Origin of the sequence: Streptomyces sp. NPDC058877, assembly GCF_042742855.1 — a bacterium.
In the GTDB taxonomy this organism is placed as follows: Bacteria; Actinomycetota; Actinomycetes; order Streptomycetales; family Streptomycetaceae; genus Streptomyces.
The window spans coordinates 1-16,595 of record NZ_JBHYMF010000157.1; the positions used below are offsets into that span (position 1 = coordinate 1).

The 16,595-nt window shown below is 65.6% G+C and carries 13 protein-coding genes, 1 tRNA gene and 1 pseudogene; 13 read left to right on the forward strand and 2 right to left on the reverse strand.

Annotated elements, in window-relative coordinates; translation table 11 throughout:
- Nucleotides 1-146: 146 nt before the first annotated feature.
- Both ACFW2Y_RS27545 and ACFW2Y_RS27550 read left to right on the forward strand, forming a co-directional pair.
- Nucleotides 147-1,190 (forward strand): annotated as a pseudogene (locus ACFW2Y_RS27545) (mobilization protein); the annotation flags it as partial.
- Between the two features lie 567 nt (nt 1,191-1,757).
- On the forward strand, nt 1,758-2,099 hold the full coding sequence (locus ACFW2Y_RS27550; protein ID WP_384884611.1) for a hypothetical protein: 342 nt from the start codon (nt 1,758-1,760) through the stop codon (nt 2,097-2,099).
- Between the two features lie 64 nt (nt 2,100-2,163).
- Here the strand turns inward: ACFW2Y_RS27550 and ACFW2Y_RS27555 are convergent, their stop codons facing one another.
- A complete protein-coding gene (locus ACFW2Y_RS27555; protein WP_384884613.1) occupies nt 2,164-2,577 on the reverse strand; it encodes an NUDIX hydrolase in 414 nt (137 codons plus the stop codon).
- Entirely contained in the window at nt 2,574-3,233 is a 660-nt protein-coding gene (locus ACFW2Y_RS27560) for an NUDIX hydrolase (RefSeq protein ID WP_384884615.1), read from the reverse strand. Before ACFW2Y_RS27560 ends, ACFW2Y_RS27555 begins: the two co-directional genes overlap by 4 nt.
- Before the next feature lie 407 nt (nt 3,234-3,640).
- Between ACFW2Y_RS27560 and ACFW2Y_RS27565 the strand changes: the two genes are divergently transcribed.
- The 11 genes from ACFW2Y_RS27565 (at nt 3,641) to ACFW2Y_RS27615 (ending at nt 15,730) form a co-directional block, all read left to right on the forward strand.
- Nucleotides 3,641-4,150, forward strand: coding sequence for a nucleoside-diphosphate kinase (locus ACFW2Y_RS27565; RefSeq protein ID WP_360797927.1), 510 nt, complete (start codon nt 3,641-3,643; stop codon nt 4,148-4,150).
- 80 nt (nt 4,151-4,230) lie between these two features.
- A complete protein-coding gene (locus ACFW2Y_RS27570) occupies nt 4,231-4,530 on the forward strand; it encodes a hypothetical protein (RefSeq protein WP_384884617.1) in 300 nt (99 codons plus the stop codon).
- 158 nt (nt 4,531-4,688) lie between these two features.
- The gene (locus ACFW2Y_RS27575) at nt 4,689-5,273 is read left to right on the forward strand and encodes a CYTH domain-containing protein (RefSeq protein ID WP_384884618.1); all 585 of its coding nucleotides are present in this window, start codon (nt 4,689-4,691) and stop codon (nt 5,271-5,273) included.
- Nucleotides 5,274-5,312: 39 nt separating this feature from the next.
- On the forward strand, nt 5,313-6,077 hold the full coding sequence (locus tag ACFW2Y_RS27580; RefSeq protein ID WP_384884620.1) for a hypothetical protein: 765 nt from the start codon (nt 5,313-5,315) through the stop codon (nt 6,075-6,077).
- 2 nt (nt 6,078-6,079) lie between these two features.
- Entirely contained in the window at nt 6,080-7,474 is a 1,395-nt protein-coding gene (locus ACFW2Y_RS27585) for a hypothetical protein (protein ID WP_384884621.1), read from the forward strand.
- 68 nt (nt 7,475-7,542) lie between these two features.
- A complete protein-coding gene (locus ACFW2Y_RS27590; protein ID WP_384884623.1) occupies nt 7,543-8,280 on the forward strand; it encodes a class I SAM-dependent methyltransferase in 738 nt (245 codons plus the stop codon).
- A 118-nt stretch (nt 8,281-8,398) separates the two neighbouring features.
- The gene (locus tag ACFW2Y_RS27595) at nt 8,399-8,926 is read left to right on the forward strand and encodes an ATP-binding protein (RefSeq protein WP_384884624.1); all 528 of its coding nucleotides are present in this window, start codon (nt 8,399-8,401) and stop codon (nt 8,924-8,926) included.
- A gap of 167 nt (nt 8,927-9,093) precedes the next feature.
- Nucleotides 9,094-9,167 (forward strand) — tRNA-Met (locus ACFW2Y_RS27600).
- 301 nt (nt 9,168-9,468) lie between these two features.
- On the forward strand, nt 9,469-10,989 hold the full coding sequence (locus ACFW2Y_RS27605) for an N-6 DNA methylase (protein WP_384884626.1): 1,521 nt from the start codon (nt 9,469-9,471) through the stop codon (nt 10,987-10,989).
- Entirely contained in the window at nt 10,986-12,212 is a 1,227-nt protein-coding gene (locus ACFW2Y_RS27610; protein ID WP_384884628.1) for a restriction endonuclease subunit S, read from the forward strand. Before ACFW2Y_RS27605 ends, ACFW2Y_RS27610 begins: the two co-directional genes overlap by 4 nt.
- A 56-nt stretch (nt 12,213-12,268) precedes the next feature.
- Nucleotides 12,269-15,730: a DEAD/DEAH box helicase family protein gene (locus ACFW2Y_RS27615; protein WP_384884630.1), complete on the forward strand. Its 3,462-nt coding sequence runs from the start codon at nt 12,269-12,271 to the stop codon at nt 15,728-15,730.
- Nucleotides 15,731-16,595: the final 865 nt, after the last annotated feature.

A 16,595-nucleotide genomic window follows, 5' to 3' on the forward strand; every position in this document is an offset into this window, starting at 1 on the left:
CTTCCGCTGGACCACCCGCTACAACACCCGCCGACGGCACTCACGCCTCGGACAGCAGGCACCGATCACTTACGAACAACAGTCAGCTACCCTGATACTTGCCGCATAACGACACGAACAGGTGTCCACCCTCCGGGGACAAGGCCCAAGCCATGGGCATCGCCGTCAAACCCCGCCGCGGGCCGTCCGGAGACCTCCTCGGCTACGCCGCCGGCCGCCCCGGCGACCTCAACAAGGACGGCGAACAGATCTTCCACCCCGGCGGAAAGATCGCCCCCGACCTCACCCTCCCCAAGCTCAAGGCCCGCCTGGAGACCACCGCGCCGGAGGAGCACCCCACCGCCCGCCGAGACCGGCCTGCCACTCCCTGGCACCAGGCCACTGAGGCCCTCGACACCCTCCACGAGGGGATGGCCGACGACACGCACGCCCAAGCCCACATCACCGCGCTCGGTGACCTCATCGAAGCCGCCGCTCAGAAAGCACCTGTCCAACTACACGCCGAACTGCGAGCGGCCTCAAGGTCATTCGCCCGTGCTCAGCGTTCCCAGATCCACGCCGAGAATCAGGCGGCCATCACCTTGCGCAAGGCCGTCCGCGACCTCGCCCACACCGCCACCGGCCCCGACGGCAGCGCCCTGGCGACCCTGCTGGCCGCCCTCGTCTGGGCCACGATCGTCGCCGCCCGCTGGCACGAGGCGAAGAACCACGCCCACCAGGCCGAAGCCGCCCGCCAGACCCTCCACCACCTCCAGGCCGCCGCCGACCGGGCCCTCACGCCCGTTGTCGACCGTCTCGCCACCCGCCGGCCGAACGATCAGGCCCGCCGGACCCTCGCCCACGACGTCCGGGCCGCCGTCCCCGACCACGCCGACCGCATCCTCACCGACGCCGCCTGGCCGGCCCTCGCCACCGTCCTCGCCGACGCCGAAGCCGGCGGCCACAAACCCCACCAGCTCCTCAAGGAGGCCGCAGCCCAACGCGAACTCACCACCGCCCACCAACCCGCCCGCGTCCTGATCACCCGCATCCAGCACACCAGCTGTAACCCCGCCCCCAACCCCCGCGCTGAAGCCGCCCGCAGCCGTTCGGCTGCGTTTGCTCATGTCGCGGCTCAGCATCCCAAGACATCCCAGGCCCCTGCGGGGGCTGGCGTCCCCGGTGCCGACCAGTCTCATCGCAGGCGATAGAGACGTATCCCGTCGCGCCGTAGGCCACGGTCAGTGGATCCCCTGAAACATGCCGAAGACGCCTCGGGGCGTGAGGGGTAGAGGTGCACCCGACATTGCCAACTCGATATCCAGCAAAGAGAAACATCTCTAGGCTGGGCCCACCGAGCCCGAAGGTGCCTAATCCGTACGAGCGTTCAGACCTTGCGTGAAGGGAATGCCTTGCCCACATCCCCCACGGAGAAGGGACGGTGCCAGCTCTGCGGCGGCGTCATACGGATAGATCGACGTACGGGCAAGGTGCTTGCCCATCCTCGCGGGGGTTTGAGAACTGGACTGTGCCCAGAGTCTGCGAAGCAGCGCTATCAGCCAGGGGCACCCCAGACACCGCTCTACCGAATCGGCAGTCCCAGCGCCTCTCCTTCCATGCCACGGCCCCGCCGCAGCACGATCCGGGAGGCGCCTGTGCCGAGGCCGTCGTGGATCCCGCTGTGGGGCGATAGCGATTCACCCATCGTCACTCTCCCAGCCCGGGGCCGCACCGGCTACTGGATCCCCAAGCGCAGCTGGCAGAGGCATGAGCAGTTCGTGCACGACTACGTGCATGGCCGAGCCAGGCCGGAGTGGGAAAGAGACAATGACTCCTGGGCCGTGTCCACGGACCACTTCATCGAAGTGGTAGGCACCCTTGTGCAGCAGCACGGCCGCATCCTGCTCGGCCGGGAGTTCAATCGCTCCGAGAAATGCAACCATCGCTGCATGAACGCCCTCGGCTACGTGTGCACCTGCTCCTGCCGGGCACGCAACCACGGTGGTGGCCGATGGATGAGTGGATGGCGCATTGCCGACGACACCACTCTGATGACCAACGGGCGCTCGTGGAGCTGGACCATTCTGGAGAAGATCCCGCCAGGGACATCTCGCCCTTGATCAGCAGCCGCGACAGTGTGACCCCGCGTTCTCCTGCCTGGGTGAGCCCTGGTCCCGAGGCCGCTCAGGAAGAGAGGGCCGCGTCGAGGTAGTCCTGCACCGGCTCGAACAGTCCGTACGGCACGTACTCCGGGATCTCGCCGTGGGCGACCCAGGCCAGCTCTGCCAGCTCCTCGGTGTCGGCCACGTGTGCCGTTCCGCCCAGCACCTCGCACGCGGTGTACGACATCAGTCGGCCCGTCTTCGGGTGGACGCGCTCGCCGAGCAGCTTCACAGCAGCCACGGTCAGCCCGGTTTCCTCCTGGGTCTCCCGCACGGCGGCGTCTTCGCGGGCCTCGCCGGGCTCGACCTCTCCGGCCGGGAACTGCCAGGAGAGCTGTCCCTCGCTGACCCGGCGGCGCACCATCAACACGCGGCCCTCGTTCACGACGATGGCGGCGGCGATGCCCGGGCGCTCGTCCGTGTTCTGCTGCGTCACGTCTGCTCCTCCAGGACGGCCAGGATGGGTGGGAAGATCGTATCGACGGGGATGAAGCGGGGCACCGAGTTTCTGGGGACCCACATGACGTCGATGTTCTCGGCCGCGTCGCTGTTCGTGGCCTCGCCGGCCAGGTACTCGCAGAGGAAGTACTCGCACAGCACGCCGGTCACGGGGTGAAGCCGGTTCCCGAGGTTCTGCCGGACCGCGCAGTGGACGCCCGTCTCGTCCAACGTCTCCCGTACGGTCGTGCTCTCCGCCTTGCCACCCGGCTTGATGACGCCGGCCGGGAACTGCCACGTGATCCCAGCGGCGTCGTCGTCCCGCCGGCACACCAGAAGGACATCGCTGTCACGGACGACCACCGCGATGGCCACCCGCAGAGCCTGCGCACCCTGCGGTGCCGAGTCCGCTGGGGCCTGTTCCTTCGCCAGCAGGAGCGCGAAGCGCTGTCGCGCAGCCGGGGGAGCCTGCTCATGGGCCGTATCGAGGAGCTGCTGCATCTCCCTGCGGGGTACGACAGACGCGTCGGCGTGCCAGGCGGCTACCGTCCTCACGGCGATGCCGAGGTGCGCGGCGAAGTGTTCGTTACCGAGCCGTAGGGCGGACTGCAGCAGGCAGGCGTACCGGCCGGTCCAGCGTTCGATCACGTCCACAAGACTGCCCCCTCGTCGCCGCCCCTGTGCAGGAATCCGCGCGCCGAAAGTGCACTCCCACTGCACTGGCACTTCATGGTCACGCGGGAGGAGCCCCGGAAGAATCGGAGTCACCAGGGGCCAAGGAATCACCCTCGAAGGCTGAGTCCCTGGGAGGCGTATGAGAGGCGCGATGAGCGCCAGACGACCACAGGGAGATTCTAGGTGCGTACCCCCAGCGGATAGCAGAGACAGAGAAGTTGGCTGAATAGGGACTCTCGGTCGGCTGATCGGCCGCACCTTGGGCGTCATTCGCCCGTCCGGAGCATTGCCCGTACGCCCGAACCGCCCCGCCAGCGCCGGTAACCTCAGCGGACGACGGCTGATCGTCCGTCATGTTCGGTTGCTAGCAAGGCGAAAGGGAGTCAATGGCCGAGGTTCAGGCACACACTGTCGAGCGCACGCTCGTCCTGCTCAAGCCCGATGCGCTGGCGCGTGGCCTGGCAGGAAGAGTCATCACTCGATTCGAGGATGCCGCGCTGAAGATCGTCGGCACGAAGATGAAGTGGATGGACGAGGAGTTCACCCGCAAGCACTATTTCGATCTTGAAGAGCGGCTGGGTTCGGAGGTCTACAACCTCACGGCGACATTCATGCAGCAGGGGCCGGTTATCGCCCTGGTGCTGGAGGGTTTCGACGCCATCGCCACCGTCCGCAAGATCGTCGGCAGCACGTACCCGAACCAGGCTCCGGCCGGCACGGTACGGGGCGACTTCTCGCACTACAGCGCGGCGGCCAGCATCGCCTCGGGCAAGGCAGTCGCGAACCTCGTGCACGCCTCCGGCAACGCGGAGGAGGCCAAGCAGGAGGTGGAGCTGTGGTTCGACAAGGACGAGCTGCAGGACTACAAGACGCTGGCCGAGATCTACACGTACTAGCAGCGGGTCACGGCGTCACCGCAGGGGCGCCGGGGCGTTGATCACCAATGGGGCACGACCGTTTGAACCGAGAGGGCACCATGACCAACCAGACCCGCCTGGCCTCCACCGACGAGCTGGAGTCGATCTTCCAGCGTGAGCTGACGACCGACCGGTGGGCCGCCACTGAGACCGCGTTCGCCCTGGCGCAGCGCCACCGCGACCTGGGCGACTGGCCCGCGTCGCAGGAGTGGGCCCAGCAGTGCCTGCGTCTGCTGGAGGGCTTCCCCAGCGAGACGGAGGAGCAGGTCGCCACCGGCCGTACGTCGGTGGGAGGCGTCCAGCTGCCGACGTACCTGCACTCGGGTGTGGTCGAGGAGCGCTTCGGCACCCTCGGCTGAGACCCACCGATACACCGAGGTGATGCGGCCGGCACCCGCATCGGCCGCATCACCCCGCGCTCGACCACCAACCCCATAGCGATCGCCCGACCGGACAGCCCCCGTACGGCAGGGTCCGGCTGGCTTCGCCATGCCTGAAACAAGGAGGCAGCAGCCCCGTGGCCGTCGAGATCGAGATGCGCGCCCGCTTCACCAAGGAGATCCACGACCAGCTCGTCACCCGCCTGAAGGCGGACGGGGAGGACCTGGGCCCCGACGACAAGCACATCTACTTCTACGTGCTCCCCGACCAGCTCCTGAAGGTCACCGACAACACCGCCGCCGGCACCGCCAAGATCACCCTCAAGGGGAGCAAGATCGGGCAGGGCGCGGCCTTCGCGGAGACCGAGTTCGCCATCGCCCCCACCGACGTTCCCGCCGCGGTGAAGGTGTTCAACGCCCTCGGGTTCGAGACGGCGATGCACGAGGCGTTCAACTTCCGCCACAACTTCCGCCTCGACGAGGTCGAGATCGCGGTCAAGTGGAGCGAGGCGTGGGGCTACCACGCCGAGTTCGAGGTCCTGCTGGAGGACGACGCCTCGGACGCCGCCCGCACCGAGGCCGAGGCCAAGATCACGGACGTCGCCACGGCGCTCGGCGTGACTCTGATGACGGAGCAGGAGCTGGCCGACTTCACCGCCGCCTTCGAGGCCGCCGACAAGGAACGCAAGGAGCGCGAGCAGCAGGCCGCGCCGATCCGGTAGGGAACATCACCGCGGAGACCACCAAGGGGGTGGGCACGAGTGAGCACGACCCCGTTGACCGCAAGTCTGATCGACCTGGCTGCCCGAGGGCAGCTGCCCCTCCACCAGCACATGGACCACGCCACCATCGCGTGGATCAGCGATCACAGGCCCGACCTCCCGCCGGCACCGCCGCCGGCCTTGCGCCCGCAGTCGAAAGAGCTGCTCGCGCACGGCGGACTACCCACCCGGTGGTGGGCCGACCCTCGCCTCTACACCTCGCTCCACGGCGTCCGGCACGCCATAAGGACGGCGGCGCTCGCCGCCGTCCTCGCCGAGGCGAACGACCTCGACGACGCCGACACCGCCACGGCGATCCTCGCCGCCGCCGTTCACGACTGCCAACGGCGCCACGACCAGGACGACCGCGGACATGGCGCCCGCGCGGCCATCTGGCTCGCCGCGAACGCCGACACCGTCTGGGGCCACTTCGGCCTCGCCGCCACACCCCGGCCGATCGTGCAGGCGGCCACCGCGATCCGACTGCACGACGTCCCGTACGAGGCGTTCACCGCCGACGACGAGTCCGACCACACCCGGGCCGAGCGCATCACCGACGTGGTCAAGGCCGCCGATGCCCTGGACCGCTACCGCCTGCCGAAGCTGAAGTGGTGGCCGGACGCCCGGTACGTCCGCGAGCCCGCCTTCGACCAACTGCGCGGCCTCGCCTTCGACCTGGTTCTGGTCTCGGAGCGGGCCTACCTCGCCGGGGCCAGCGGCACCGCGGCCGTCTGCTACGCGCTCGCCGAGAAGGGCCTGGTCTGACCATGGACTTCCTCGACGCCTACCACCTGTGGGCCGACGCCCACGCCTTCTTCGACTCCACCCTCATCCCCAGCCCCTCCGACCACACCGACCCGCTCGCCACCCAGACCGCAGGCTGGGAACGACGGCTCGCCGAGGAGACCCCGAACGGCCACCTGCTTCGGCAGAACGCCCTCTTCGAGGCCCTGAGCGGAAACGGCAAGCTGCACCTCCTGCACGTCACCCACGCCCTGGAGGAGATCAGTCGGCAGGGAGTGCTCTACCCGTCGGGCGGCTGCCTCGTCGGAAGCATCTACTGCGCACCGCTCAGCGCGATCGACCAGGGCTTCCGCATGCACAACCTCGGCGCCTACGTCCTGACCAAGGAAGCGCCGGCCTTCCTGGCCAAGCTCGGCGTCACCAATCGCGTCCCCACCCCGCTGATCTTCGAGATCGACACCCCGCCGCAGGCGTACCGCGGTCTCGCCGGCGTGGACTACCTGCGGCTGGGCCTCATCCACCTGCAGATCTACAGCCACCTCGAATACCTGCTGAGCAAGAACGAACGGCACCAGCTGCGCGAGACCGTCGTCAGCCGGGTCAAGAACTCGGCCGCGTTCCTCGCCACCGCTGCCGCCGTCGCCTACCAGGGCACCCAGGTCGACGCCGAGCCGTTCCTCAAGCTGCTCGACGAGACGATCCCCCGCCTTCCGATTCTGGGCTACCTGTACTTCGAAGCGGTCGCCGAGTACCTGATGCTCCACTCGACCTCCCGCCACACCCGGCGCCTGGCCGAGCTCGGCGAGCTGAACAACTGGCTGTACAAGGAGATGTTGTTCGCCTCCTTTCCCGCGATGGCCGGCAAGTTCGACCTGGCGAGGTTCCGGCCCCGTCCGAAGCAGCTGGCCGCGCTCATCCACCGAGTCGACCCGACCATCGACACCAGCCACGCGAGCGCGTACCTGGTCGAGCGGATCAGCTACCTCGTCGCCGCCCGCCTCTTCGCGCCTGGCGACGCCCCTGAAGCCTGGCACCACACGCGCTGGGAGTTCGACTCCCTGGCCACCCAGCTCGGACCGCTCCTCGGTCACCTCATCCACCGGGAACTGCGCACCTTCGGCCGCTACCCCGACTTCTACTTCTACTTCGACCAGCACAAGGCGCTGCAAGCCTGGAACTACTGGAACCACATGGACATCGTCGCCCCGTTCAACGGCACGATGCCCAAGGGCGAGATCGGCATCAACCCGGCCTACCCCAACCTGGACTACCGCGTCTGGCGCGCCGAGCAGGACGACACGGGCCACCTCCAGCCGACCGAAGAGCTCTCGCTGACCATCGCCCCGCGCCTCGTGGACATCAAGTACACCCTCATGCGCAACAACCAGTGGACCGCCCCCGCGCCCAGCGCCGCCTGATCACCGCCGCCGCCCTTCGCGGCCCGCCCCGCCCCAATCCAAGCAACCTCACACGCAGGAGATCCGTGATGAGTCCCTCCGGCATGCCCTCCGTCGACCTCCTCGGCGAGCAGATCGCCTCTGTCCTCGCCGACCCCGCCACCACTCACGGCCTCGCCCGCACCCTCCGGGCCGCCGCCAAGGAGATCGAACTCCACCGCTACCACCACACCAGCCGCCGCGCTTGGCCCAACGGCCGGATCGACGACAAGCCCGCCAAGGTCCAGATCGGCGGCGGGGCCCACCGCATCGACGGCTTCTTCAACATCGACCTCGTCCCGCCGGCCGATCTCCTCTGGGACATTCGCGAGGGCATCCCCCTCCAGGACGACAGCACCGACGAGATCTTCTCCGAGCACTTCCTGGAGCACATCGACTACCCGCGCTCGGCCAAGCACTACGTCCGCGAGGCCCACCGCGTCCTCGCGCGGGGCGGCCGGATCATCACCGGCGTTCCCGACGCCGACTTCGCCCTGAGCCAGTACCCCCGCCCGCTGGACGCCTCCGACGAGACGATCGAACGCTGGTACGCCAAGCGCGACTGTCACGGCGACATCAACACACGGCTCGACCTCGTGAACCTCGTCTTCCGCGACCAGGACGACGACCCCACGTACACCCCGCACCTGTGGGCGTACGACCACGAGAAGCTCGTCCAGCTCTTCACCGAGGCCGGCTTCACCACCGTCGAGCCCTGGGCTTTCGACCCCGCCATGGCCAATCCGAAGCGCCGCTGGGCCAGCGTCTACGTCGTCGCCACGAGGTAGCCCCTCAAGCAGCCCGCGAGGCCGAGACGCCCCGTCCCTAGCCGTCCCGCCCTCGCGGGCCTCCACCCACGCCACAACGCCGCACCCGCCCGGCCACGCCGCCGAGGGAGCCACCCGCATGAACCAGGTCCCCCCGTCCATCAGCGAACTGACCCTCGCCGCCACCCCCAACGCCGTCGCCTGGGCCCGCCGCCACACCGTCGACATCCTCAAGCGCTGGCACTTCCCCGATGAGGGCATCGAAGTCGCCCGGCTCCTCGTCTCGGAGCTGGCCACCAGCGCGATCCAGCACGCCCGCCCCATAAAGACGTCTGAAGCGGCCGCTCATTTCGTCGGCATCAACACGATCGTGCTCATGCTCTGGCCTACCGATGGCGGCATGATCCTCGCGGTCAGTGACCCCGACCCGCGACCACCGGCACCTCGCGCCGGTGACGCCAGCGCCACCGGGGGCCGCGGACTCGTCCTCATCCAGACCATGGCCAACCGCTGGGGCTACTCCCCCACAGGGCCGCACCCCGGGAAGATCGTCTGGGCAGAGGTTCCCGCTCATCCCAGCAGCGCCCTGGGTGAGCCAGGCAGCGGTGGCCGACAAGCTGCCCCGATGCTCATCGGGCGAGTCCTGACCGGCCTGCGCGAGCTCTAGCCAACGGCAGCACAGGAGAGCGGCGGCACGCCGTGGCGGACGATGGGGCTGGCAACCCGCAGACGTCGGGGTTGATGCGGCGAGCCCGCTTCCGGGCACACGGAGACCGTCCGCACGATAGGAGGGACCTGAGATGGAGCGAGCATGGCGTACGGTGGAACGACCGACGCGGGGTGGAGCAGCTCGGTAGCTCGCTGGGCTCATAACCCAGAGGTCGCAGGTTCAAATCCTGTCCCCGCTACGAGACGCGGCCTGGCGCATATGCGCCAGGCCGCATTTTCACGTCCTGTCCGACGCGGTTCAGGTAGCCAACTTGACGGGCCAGGGGGTGTCCGGTTGGCCTTGGCGCCGATTGGGACCGCGCCGCTGCCCCCGGCCCCGGCGCTGGTCTACGACGCGTGTGCCAAGGCGGACCATGACGACGGCCTACGCCCGCTTCTCTCGGTGCAGGGCACGAGCGCCGCTCGCGTGAGGTGGGTGGGCCAAGGCTCAGATAGATCTTTTTGCCACAGCTGTCACAGGGCTCCGCTAGCCTGCTCTGCGTGATTACAGGTGAGCTCAAGAGCAAGATCGACCGACTGTGGGATGCCTTCTGGTCTGGTGGGATCTCCAACCCACTGGAGGTCATCGAGCAGATCACCTACCTGATGTTCATCCGGCGCCTCGACATCTTGGAGCAGGCCAAGGAGAACAGGGCCAACCGCACCGGGCGATCGGTCGAGAACCCGATCTACGGGGCCGACACCCAGGTTCTGCGCTGGTCGGTGTTCATCAACGAGTCCCCTGAGAACATGCTCACGCGGGTGCGTGACGGCGTCTTCCCCTGGTTGCGCACGCTGGGTGGCGAGGACTCCACCTACGCGCACCACATGAAGGACGCGCGCTTCACCATCACGACCTCGAACTTGCTCACCAAGGCCGTCGACATGATCAACGGCATCGACATGGCTGACAAGGACACCAAGGGCGACCTCTATGAGTACATGCTCGGAAAGATCGCCACGGCTGGGCAGAACGGCCAGTTCCGCACGCCCCGGCACATCATCCAGCTGATGGTGGAGATGATGGCTCCGCAGCCGGGCGACGAGATCTGCGATCCGGCGTGCGGCACGGCCGGGTTCTTGGTCGCCTCCGCCGAGCACGTAGAGCGTACCCACCGTGAGGCGTTGTTCGAGCCGGCTCAGCGGCAGCACTTCAACGAGAGCATGTTCCACGGCTTTGACTTCGACAGCACCATGCTCCGCATCGGCAGCATGAACATGCTGCTGCACTCGGTCGAGAACCCCGACATCCGCTACCGCGATTCGCTCGCCGAGAGCGCGGCGGGCGAAGCCGACCGGTACTCCCTCATCCTTGCCAATCCGCCCTTCGCCGGGAGTCTCGACTACGACGCGACAGCGAGCGACCTGCAGAAGGTCGTCAAGACCAAGAAGACTGAGCTGTTGTTCTTGGCTCTGTTCCTGCGTCTACTCAAGCCCGGCGGCCGGGCTGCGGTCATCGTTCCGGACGGGGTGCTATTCGGCTCGACCACGGCGCACAAGGAGCTGCGGAAACTGCTCGTCGAGGGTCACAAGCTAGACGCGGTGGTGAAGCTGCCGGGTGGCGTTTTTAAGCCTTACGCGGGTGTATCTACCGCAATCCTTTTCTTCACCAAAACCAACAGCGGTGGCACGGATAACGTCTGGTTCTACGAGGTTACTTCTGATGGCTGGAGCCTTGACGACAAGCGCACGCCGCTACTTTCAGAGGACAAGCTCGGACCACTCGTCGGCGACACTGATCTGACCGAGGATGAGCACGCCAAGAACAATCTGCCCGACGTACTGTCACGCTGGCGACGCCGCAATGGTAGCGAACAGGAGCGGGAACGGACCGAGCAGAGCTTCTGCGTCCCCAAAGTCGAAATCGTTGCGCAGGGGTACGACCTCAGCATCAATCGGTACAAGGAGGTCATCCGCAAGGAGGCCGAGCACCGCGCGCCGGAATTGATCATGAGTGATCTGTCGCGAATCGAGGCAGAAATTCAGCAGAGAATGGGCGAGCTGAAGGGGATGCTGGGATGAAGAACTGGCCCACGGCCCAGATCCGCGATGTCGCTCGTGTAATTGGCGGGGGAACCCCAACACGCAGCAATTCTTCCTATTATGGCGGCGATATCCCTTGGGTTACCCCGAAGGATATGAAGCGCTGGAAGATTAGTGAAAGTCAGGTGAGTATCACAAGAGTGGGGCTGGAGAATAGCACGGCCAAGCTGGCTCCAGCTGGATCTGTGCTGGTGGTCGTTCGGTCAGGCGTCTTGAAGCACACCGTTCCCGTGGCGATTGCTGAGTGTCCGGTAGCAATCAATCAGGACATGAAGGCGATTATCTGCTCCGAGCGGCTAGAATCCAGCTTCCTGGCCCACTTCATCAAGGAGCGATCCTCGGAAATTCTGCAGTGGGTTCGAGCGACAACTGCAGACAATTTCCCCATTGGCAATTTGATGAATGTCCGAATCCCCTTGCCCCCCTTGAGCGAGCAGCGTAGAGTCGTCGATATTCTCGATTGTGTGGATGTGCTGCGCGCCAGGCGCCGCCAGACGATCTCCCTCCTTGAAGACCTCGCTCAGTCAATTTTCCTGTCTATGTTTGGGAACGTAGTTTCAAACAATCAGGGGTGGTCGGCTGGTCAAGTTAAAGACCTCGTGGCGAAGTTCACGAGCGGAAAGAGCTTCGCGGCGGCTGAGAATGACGATGCGGCAGTGCGATACCGAATCCTTAAGGTGAGCGCTGTTACCTCGGGACGCTTCGATGCCGAGGAAAGTAAGCCTGTGCCTGTGGAGTATAATCCGCCCCTATCGCATATTGTTCGCGACGGAGACTTGATTTTCAGTCGCGCTAATACCGAGAGTCTGATCGGAGCCACTGCACTGGCGGTGAATCCCCCTAGTAATCTCCTGCTTCCCGATAAGCTGTGGAGGTTCGTTTGGCATTCCGATCGCCCAGCGCATCCGCTCTATGTGAGGCAGCTGTTTCTGCAAGCTGAATTCCGTCGGGAAATCAGCAGGAGATCCTCTGGAACCAGTGGGTCCATGAAGAACATCTCCCAGTCAAGCGTTCTTTCCATCCCGTGCGGCATCCCGCCGCTGGAGCTTCAGCACCAATACGGCAAGCGGATTGAGGCCCTAGAAAAGGTCGCAGATCTACATCGCGCCCATCTCGTCCAGCTTGACGCTCTGTTCACCTCCCTGCGGCACCACATGTTTCGAGACGGGTCGGGGTCGGATAACGCAGTATCCGCTGCCTGATCAGGGGACGCCTCAACTGCTCCACCCATCTCCGGCACAAGCGAAAGGTCTCCAACGTGAGTAACTTCGGGTTTCTGCGGGCTGAGTGGCCTGACCTGCACCGTGAGGCGGTGCATGCTGAGCGGCTGGCGTACGCGGACCCGAGGGCATCCGCGTTCTACGCGCGGCGGGTGCTGGAGCTCGCGGTGGCGTGGCTGTTCGAGGCCGATGGCACACTCAAGCTGCCCTATCACAGCGACCTCGCGGCACAGATTGCAGAGCCGACGCTGGTGAAGGTGGCCGGCCCGGCGATCCGGGCGAAGATGGATGTGATTCGGCGGCAGGGAAATGTCGCCGTGCATCGCAAAACCTCCGTCACACCGAAAGATGCGGTTCGCACACTTGCTGAGCTGTTCCATGTTCTGTACTGGATGGCCCGTACCTACACCCGCGACCAGGCCCTGCTGCCCGCGTCCACGCTCGCGTTCGACACGGTGCTGATACCGCGGCCGGTCTCGGCCGATGTGCGGATTGCCCAGCGGGCCGAGCTGAAGGCGCAGGCCGAGAAGTACGCCGAGCAGGATGCCGAGCTGGCCGCCGAGCGGAAGAAGAACCAGGACCTCGATGCGGAGATTGCGCAGCTGCGCGCAGAGATCAAGGCGGCCAAGGCCGCGAACGAGGCACAGCCGGACACGCACGACTATAACGAAGCCGAGACTCGCACCCTGATCATCGACCTTCTCCTCAAGGAGGCCGGGTGGGCGCTGGATCAGCCGCGGGACCGGGAGTACCCGGTCACTGGGCTGCCAAGCTCAGCAGCGCCCTCAGGTAAAGGCAAGGTTGACTACGTCCTGTGGGACGACGACGGTAAGCCTCTGGCCGTAATTGAGGCCAAGCGGACCACTCGTGACCCGAAGCAGGGGAAGTACCAGGCGACGGTCTACGCCGATGCCCTGGCAGAGCAGTTCAACCAGCGGCCGGTGATCTTCTACACCAACGGTTACCGCACGTACCTGTTCGACGACCTCAACTACCCGCCCCGTGAGGTCCAGGGCTTCTACACCAAGGACGAGCTGCGGCTCCTGATCCAGCGCCGAGCCAACCGTCGCAGCCTCGCCAAGATGCCGATCAACGAGCAGATCGCTGGCCGGCACTACCAGTCGCGCGCGATCCGGCGGATCGCTGACTCCTTCGAGAAGGACTCGCTGCGTCACTCGTTGCTCGTCATGGCAACCGGGTCCGGCAAGACTCGTACTGTGATCGCGCTCAGCGACCTGATGATGCGGGCGAACTGGGCCAAGCGCATCCTCTTCCTCGCCGACCGCAAGGCACTGGTCAAGCAGGCCACCAACGAGTTCAAGAAGCACCTCCCCGGTGCCAACCCGGTGAACTTGCTGGAGGAGAAGGACCCCCACTCGCGGGTGTTCGTCTCCACCTATCCGACCATGATGAATCTGATCGACCAGACCGATGCCGAAGGACGCCGGCTCTTCGGACCCGGGTTCTTCGACTTGATCGTCATCGACGAGGCGCACCGCTCGATCTACCAGCGGTACGGCGCAATTTTTGACTACTTCGACGCGCTTCTTGTTGGCCTGACAGCGACGCCCAAGGACGAGGTCGACCGGAACACCTACCGCCGCTTCGAGCTGGAGGACGGCGTGCCCACCGACGTCTACAGCCTGGACGAGGCTGTGTCCGAGGGGTACCTGGTGGCGCCGCGTGCTGTCGATGTCCCGCTGAAGTTCCAGCGCGGCGGCATCAAGTACGACGACCTGTCGGACGAGGACAAGGAGAAGTGGGACGAGACGGAGTGGAACGAGGACGGTGACATCCCCGACGAGATCACCACGGAGGAACTCAACAAGTACCTCTTCAACGCCGACACCGTCGACAAGGTCCTCCAAACCCTCATGACGCATGGCCTGAAGGTCGACGGCGGCGACAAGCTCGGCAAGACGATCATCTTCGCAGCCAACAACCGCCACGCTGAGTTCATTGCTGAGCGGTTCGACAAGAACTACCCGCACCTCAAGGGCGCCTTCGCACAGGTCATCACGTACCGCAAGGAGTACGCCCAGAGCCTGATCGACGACTTCTCCGACACGGCGAAGCTCCCCCAGATCGCTATCTCCGTGGACATGCTGGACACCGGCATCGACGTCCCGGAAGTCGTCAACCTTGTCTTCTTCAAGCTGGTGCGGTCCAAGACCAAGTTCTGGCAGATGATCGGTCGAGGCACCCGGCTCGCCCCGGACCTGTTCGGCCCCAATCGCAGCAAGGACGGCTTCCTCGTCTTCGACGTCTGTCAGAACATCGAGTTCTTCAATCAGAACCTGATGCGCGCGGAGAGCAAGGTTGCTCCATCACTGAGCCAGCGGATCTTCGAGCGCCGTGCTGACCTGCTTCTCGCCCTCGGCGATCCGACAGACTCCGGCCAGGAGCGAGCCGCCGAGGCCGGTACACGGCCTGAGTCGGACGGCACGGTCAGCGAGTCCGGTCTGCGCTGGGACCTTGCCAGTCGGCTGCACGACGAGGTCACGGCGATGAACCCGGACAACTTCCTGGTTCGGCCACACCGGGAGCAGGTCGAAGCCTTCGCCGACTTCGATGCTTGGCTTGCGTTCACGCCCGACGCCCACGGTCAGGCTATTGACCATCTGGCCGGCCTTCCGACTGCATTCCGCGACAAGGACGACGCCGGCGAGGAGGCCAAGCGATTCGATCTGCTCGCGCTCCGCCTCCAGCTTGCCGTCGTAAACGGAGACCCAGGTTTCACCCGTCTTCGCGACCAGGTCCAGGAGATTGCTTCCACGCTGCTCGACCAGCTGACGATCCCCGCGATCAAGGCCCAGCAGATCCTGCTCGACGAGGTCGCAGGTGACGAGTGGTGGCAGGACGTAACGCTGCCTCTGCTGGAGACCATGCGGCGGCGTCTACGTGGGCTTGTCCGGCTGATCGAGAAGACGAAGCGCGGCGTCGTCTACACCGACTTCGAGGACGAGCTGGGTGAGCTGACCGCCGCCTCACTCAAGGGCATGGAGGTCGGCACCGACCTCACGCGCTTCGAGCAGAAGATTCGTATCTACCTCAACACGCACCAGGACCACCTCGCGGTCCAGAAGATCCGCCGGAACAAGCAGATCACCGCTCTGGACCTATCAGAGCTGGAGGCGATTTTCGTCGAGGCCGGTATTGGGACAGCGGAGGACATCGCCTACATCAAGGACACGAACGGCGGCCTGGGCTTGTTCCTGCGGTCCCTGACCGGCTTGGAGCGGGAAGCGGCAGCGCTGGCCTTCGACGCCTTCCAGCAGGGCAAGACGTTCACGGCGAATCAGCTCCGCTTCGTCAACGAGCTGATCGACTATCTGGCGCGCAACGGCACGATAGGCGTTGATGCGCTGTACGAGTCGCCGTTCACGGCCCTCGCCCCGACCGGCCCCGAGGCGATCTTCCCCGAGGCCGAGGTTGACGTCATGGTGTCCGTCATTCACTCAATCCGCTCGACCGCCGTTGCCGCAGAAGGCGCGGCCTGATCAACCAGGCGTGGAGGAGAAGCATGCGTCAGGAAGAAGTCACCGACGAGTGCCCTGGGACGGGACAGCATGGGCACATGGACGAGAACGCTGCGGGCGATGAGTGGTACGTGATCTGCCACGTGTGCGGGGCAAAGTGGGCAGGCGGCAGCACCCTCCTCGTACCTCACCGAGACCGGCGCAAGGGCTGAGGGGCCGACCGCCGTTTGCGTGAGCGCTGCGTGAGCGGACTGGGTGGCACCAGCGCGGACCAGGCATCACGCCGATCAAGGTAGCAAGCCTCTGATCAGCGGAAATGGGATTCGGTGGCACCGCTCAGCACCAGTCGGGATGATCTTGCGGGCCCTCGTAATGCAGAGGTCTCAGGTTCGAACCCCGAAAGCGGCTCGAGAAGGCGGGCGAGCGAGCACTGGACCTCCGTGAACGACTTCGTCGTCAGTGTCCGCGACGCGCACCTACCTGCCTTCGTGCCGCACTGCAGCAGTACCCGAGTCGCCTTGGTCAGCGTGCAAACGTGCTATCGCAAGGGGATGCCGAGATGCGGCTCACCGACGATCACCACCCCCAGCACCAGGGGTTGGGAGAAATCTGGGAGAGGATCTTCCCCCAGAGACCAACCGAGAGTCCGCCACACCAACCCAGACCGAGCCTCTGACCTGCTCATTTACTAGAATCCCCAGGTGTCGATCTCTCCCGGACCTCATTCGGGACGAAGAGGTCGTGGGTTCAAATCCCGCCACCCCGACAGCCGTAAGACCAGGTCAGGGGCCCAGGGCTCCGGCAAAGTCGTTGATCATGCCGTGAGGAAGAGATTGACGGGACGGTCGGTGTCGCGGGCGTGATGTCGCAGGGCGGCGGCGATGTT

Coding starts and splice junctions, on each gene's coding strand:
- ACFW2Y_RS27585 (WP_384884621.1), top strand. CDS start 6,080: ATGGACTTCCTCGACGCCTACCACCTGTGGGCCGACGCCCACGCCTTC.
- ACFW2Y_RS27610 (WP_384884628.1), top strand. CDS start 10,986: ATGAAGAACTGGCCCACGGCCCAGATCCGCGATGTCGCTCGTGTAATT.
- ACFW2Y_RS27595 (WP_384884624.1), top strand. CDS start 8,399: ATGAACCAGGTCCCCCCGTCCATCAGCGAACTGACCCTCGCCGCCACC.
- ACFW2Y_RS27590 (WP_384884623.1), top strand. CDS start 7,543: ATGAGTCCCTCCGGCATGCCCTCCGTCGACCTCCTCGGCGAGCAGATC.
- ACFW2Y_RS27565 (WP_360797927.1), top strand. CDS start 3,641: ATGGCCGAGGTTCAGGCACACACTGTCGAGCGCACGCTCGTCCTGCTC.
- ACFW2Y_RS27570 (WP_384884617.1), top strand. CDS start 4,231: ATGACCAACCAGACCCGCCTGGCCTCCACCGACGAGCTGGAGTCGATC.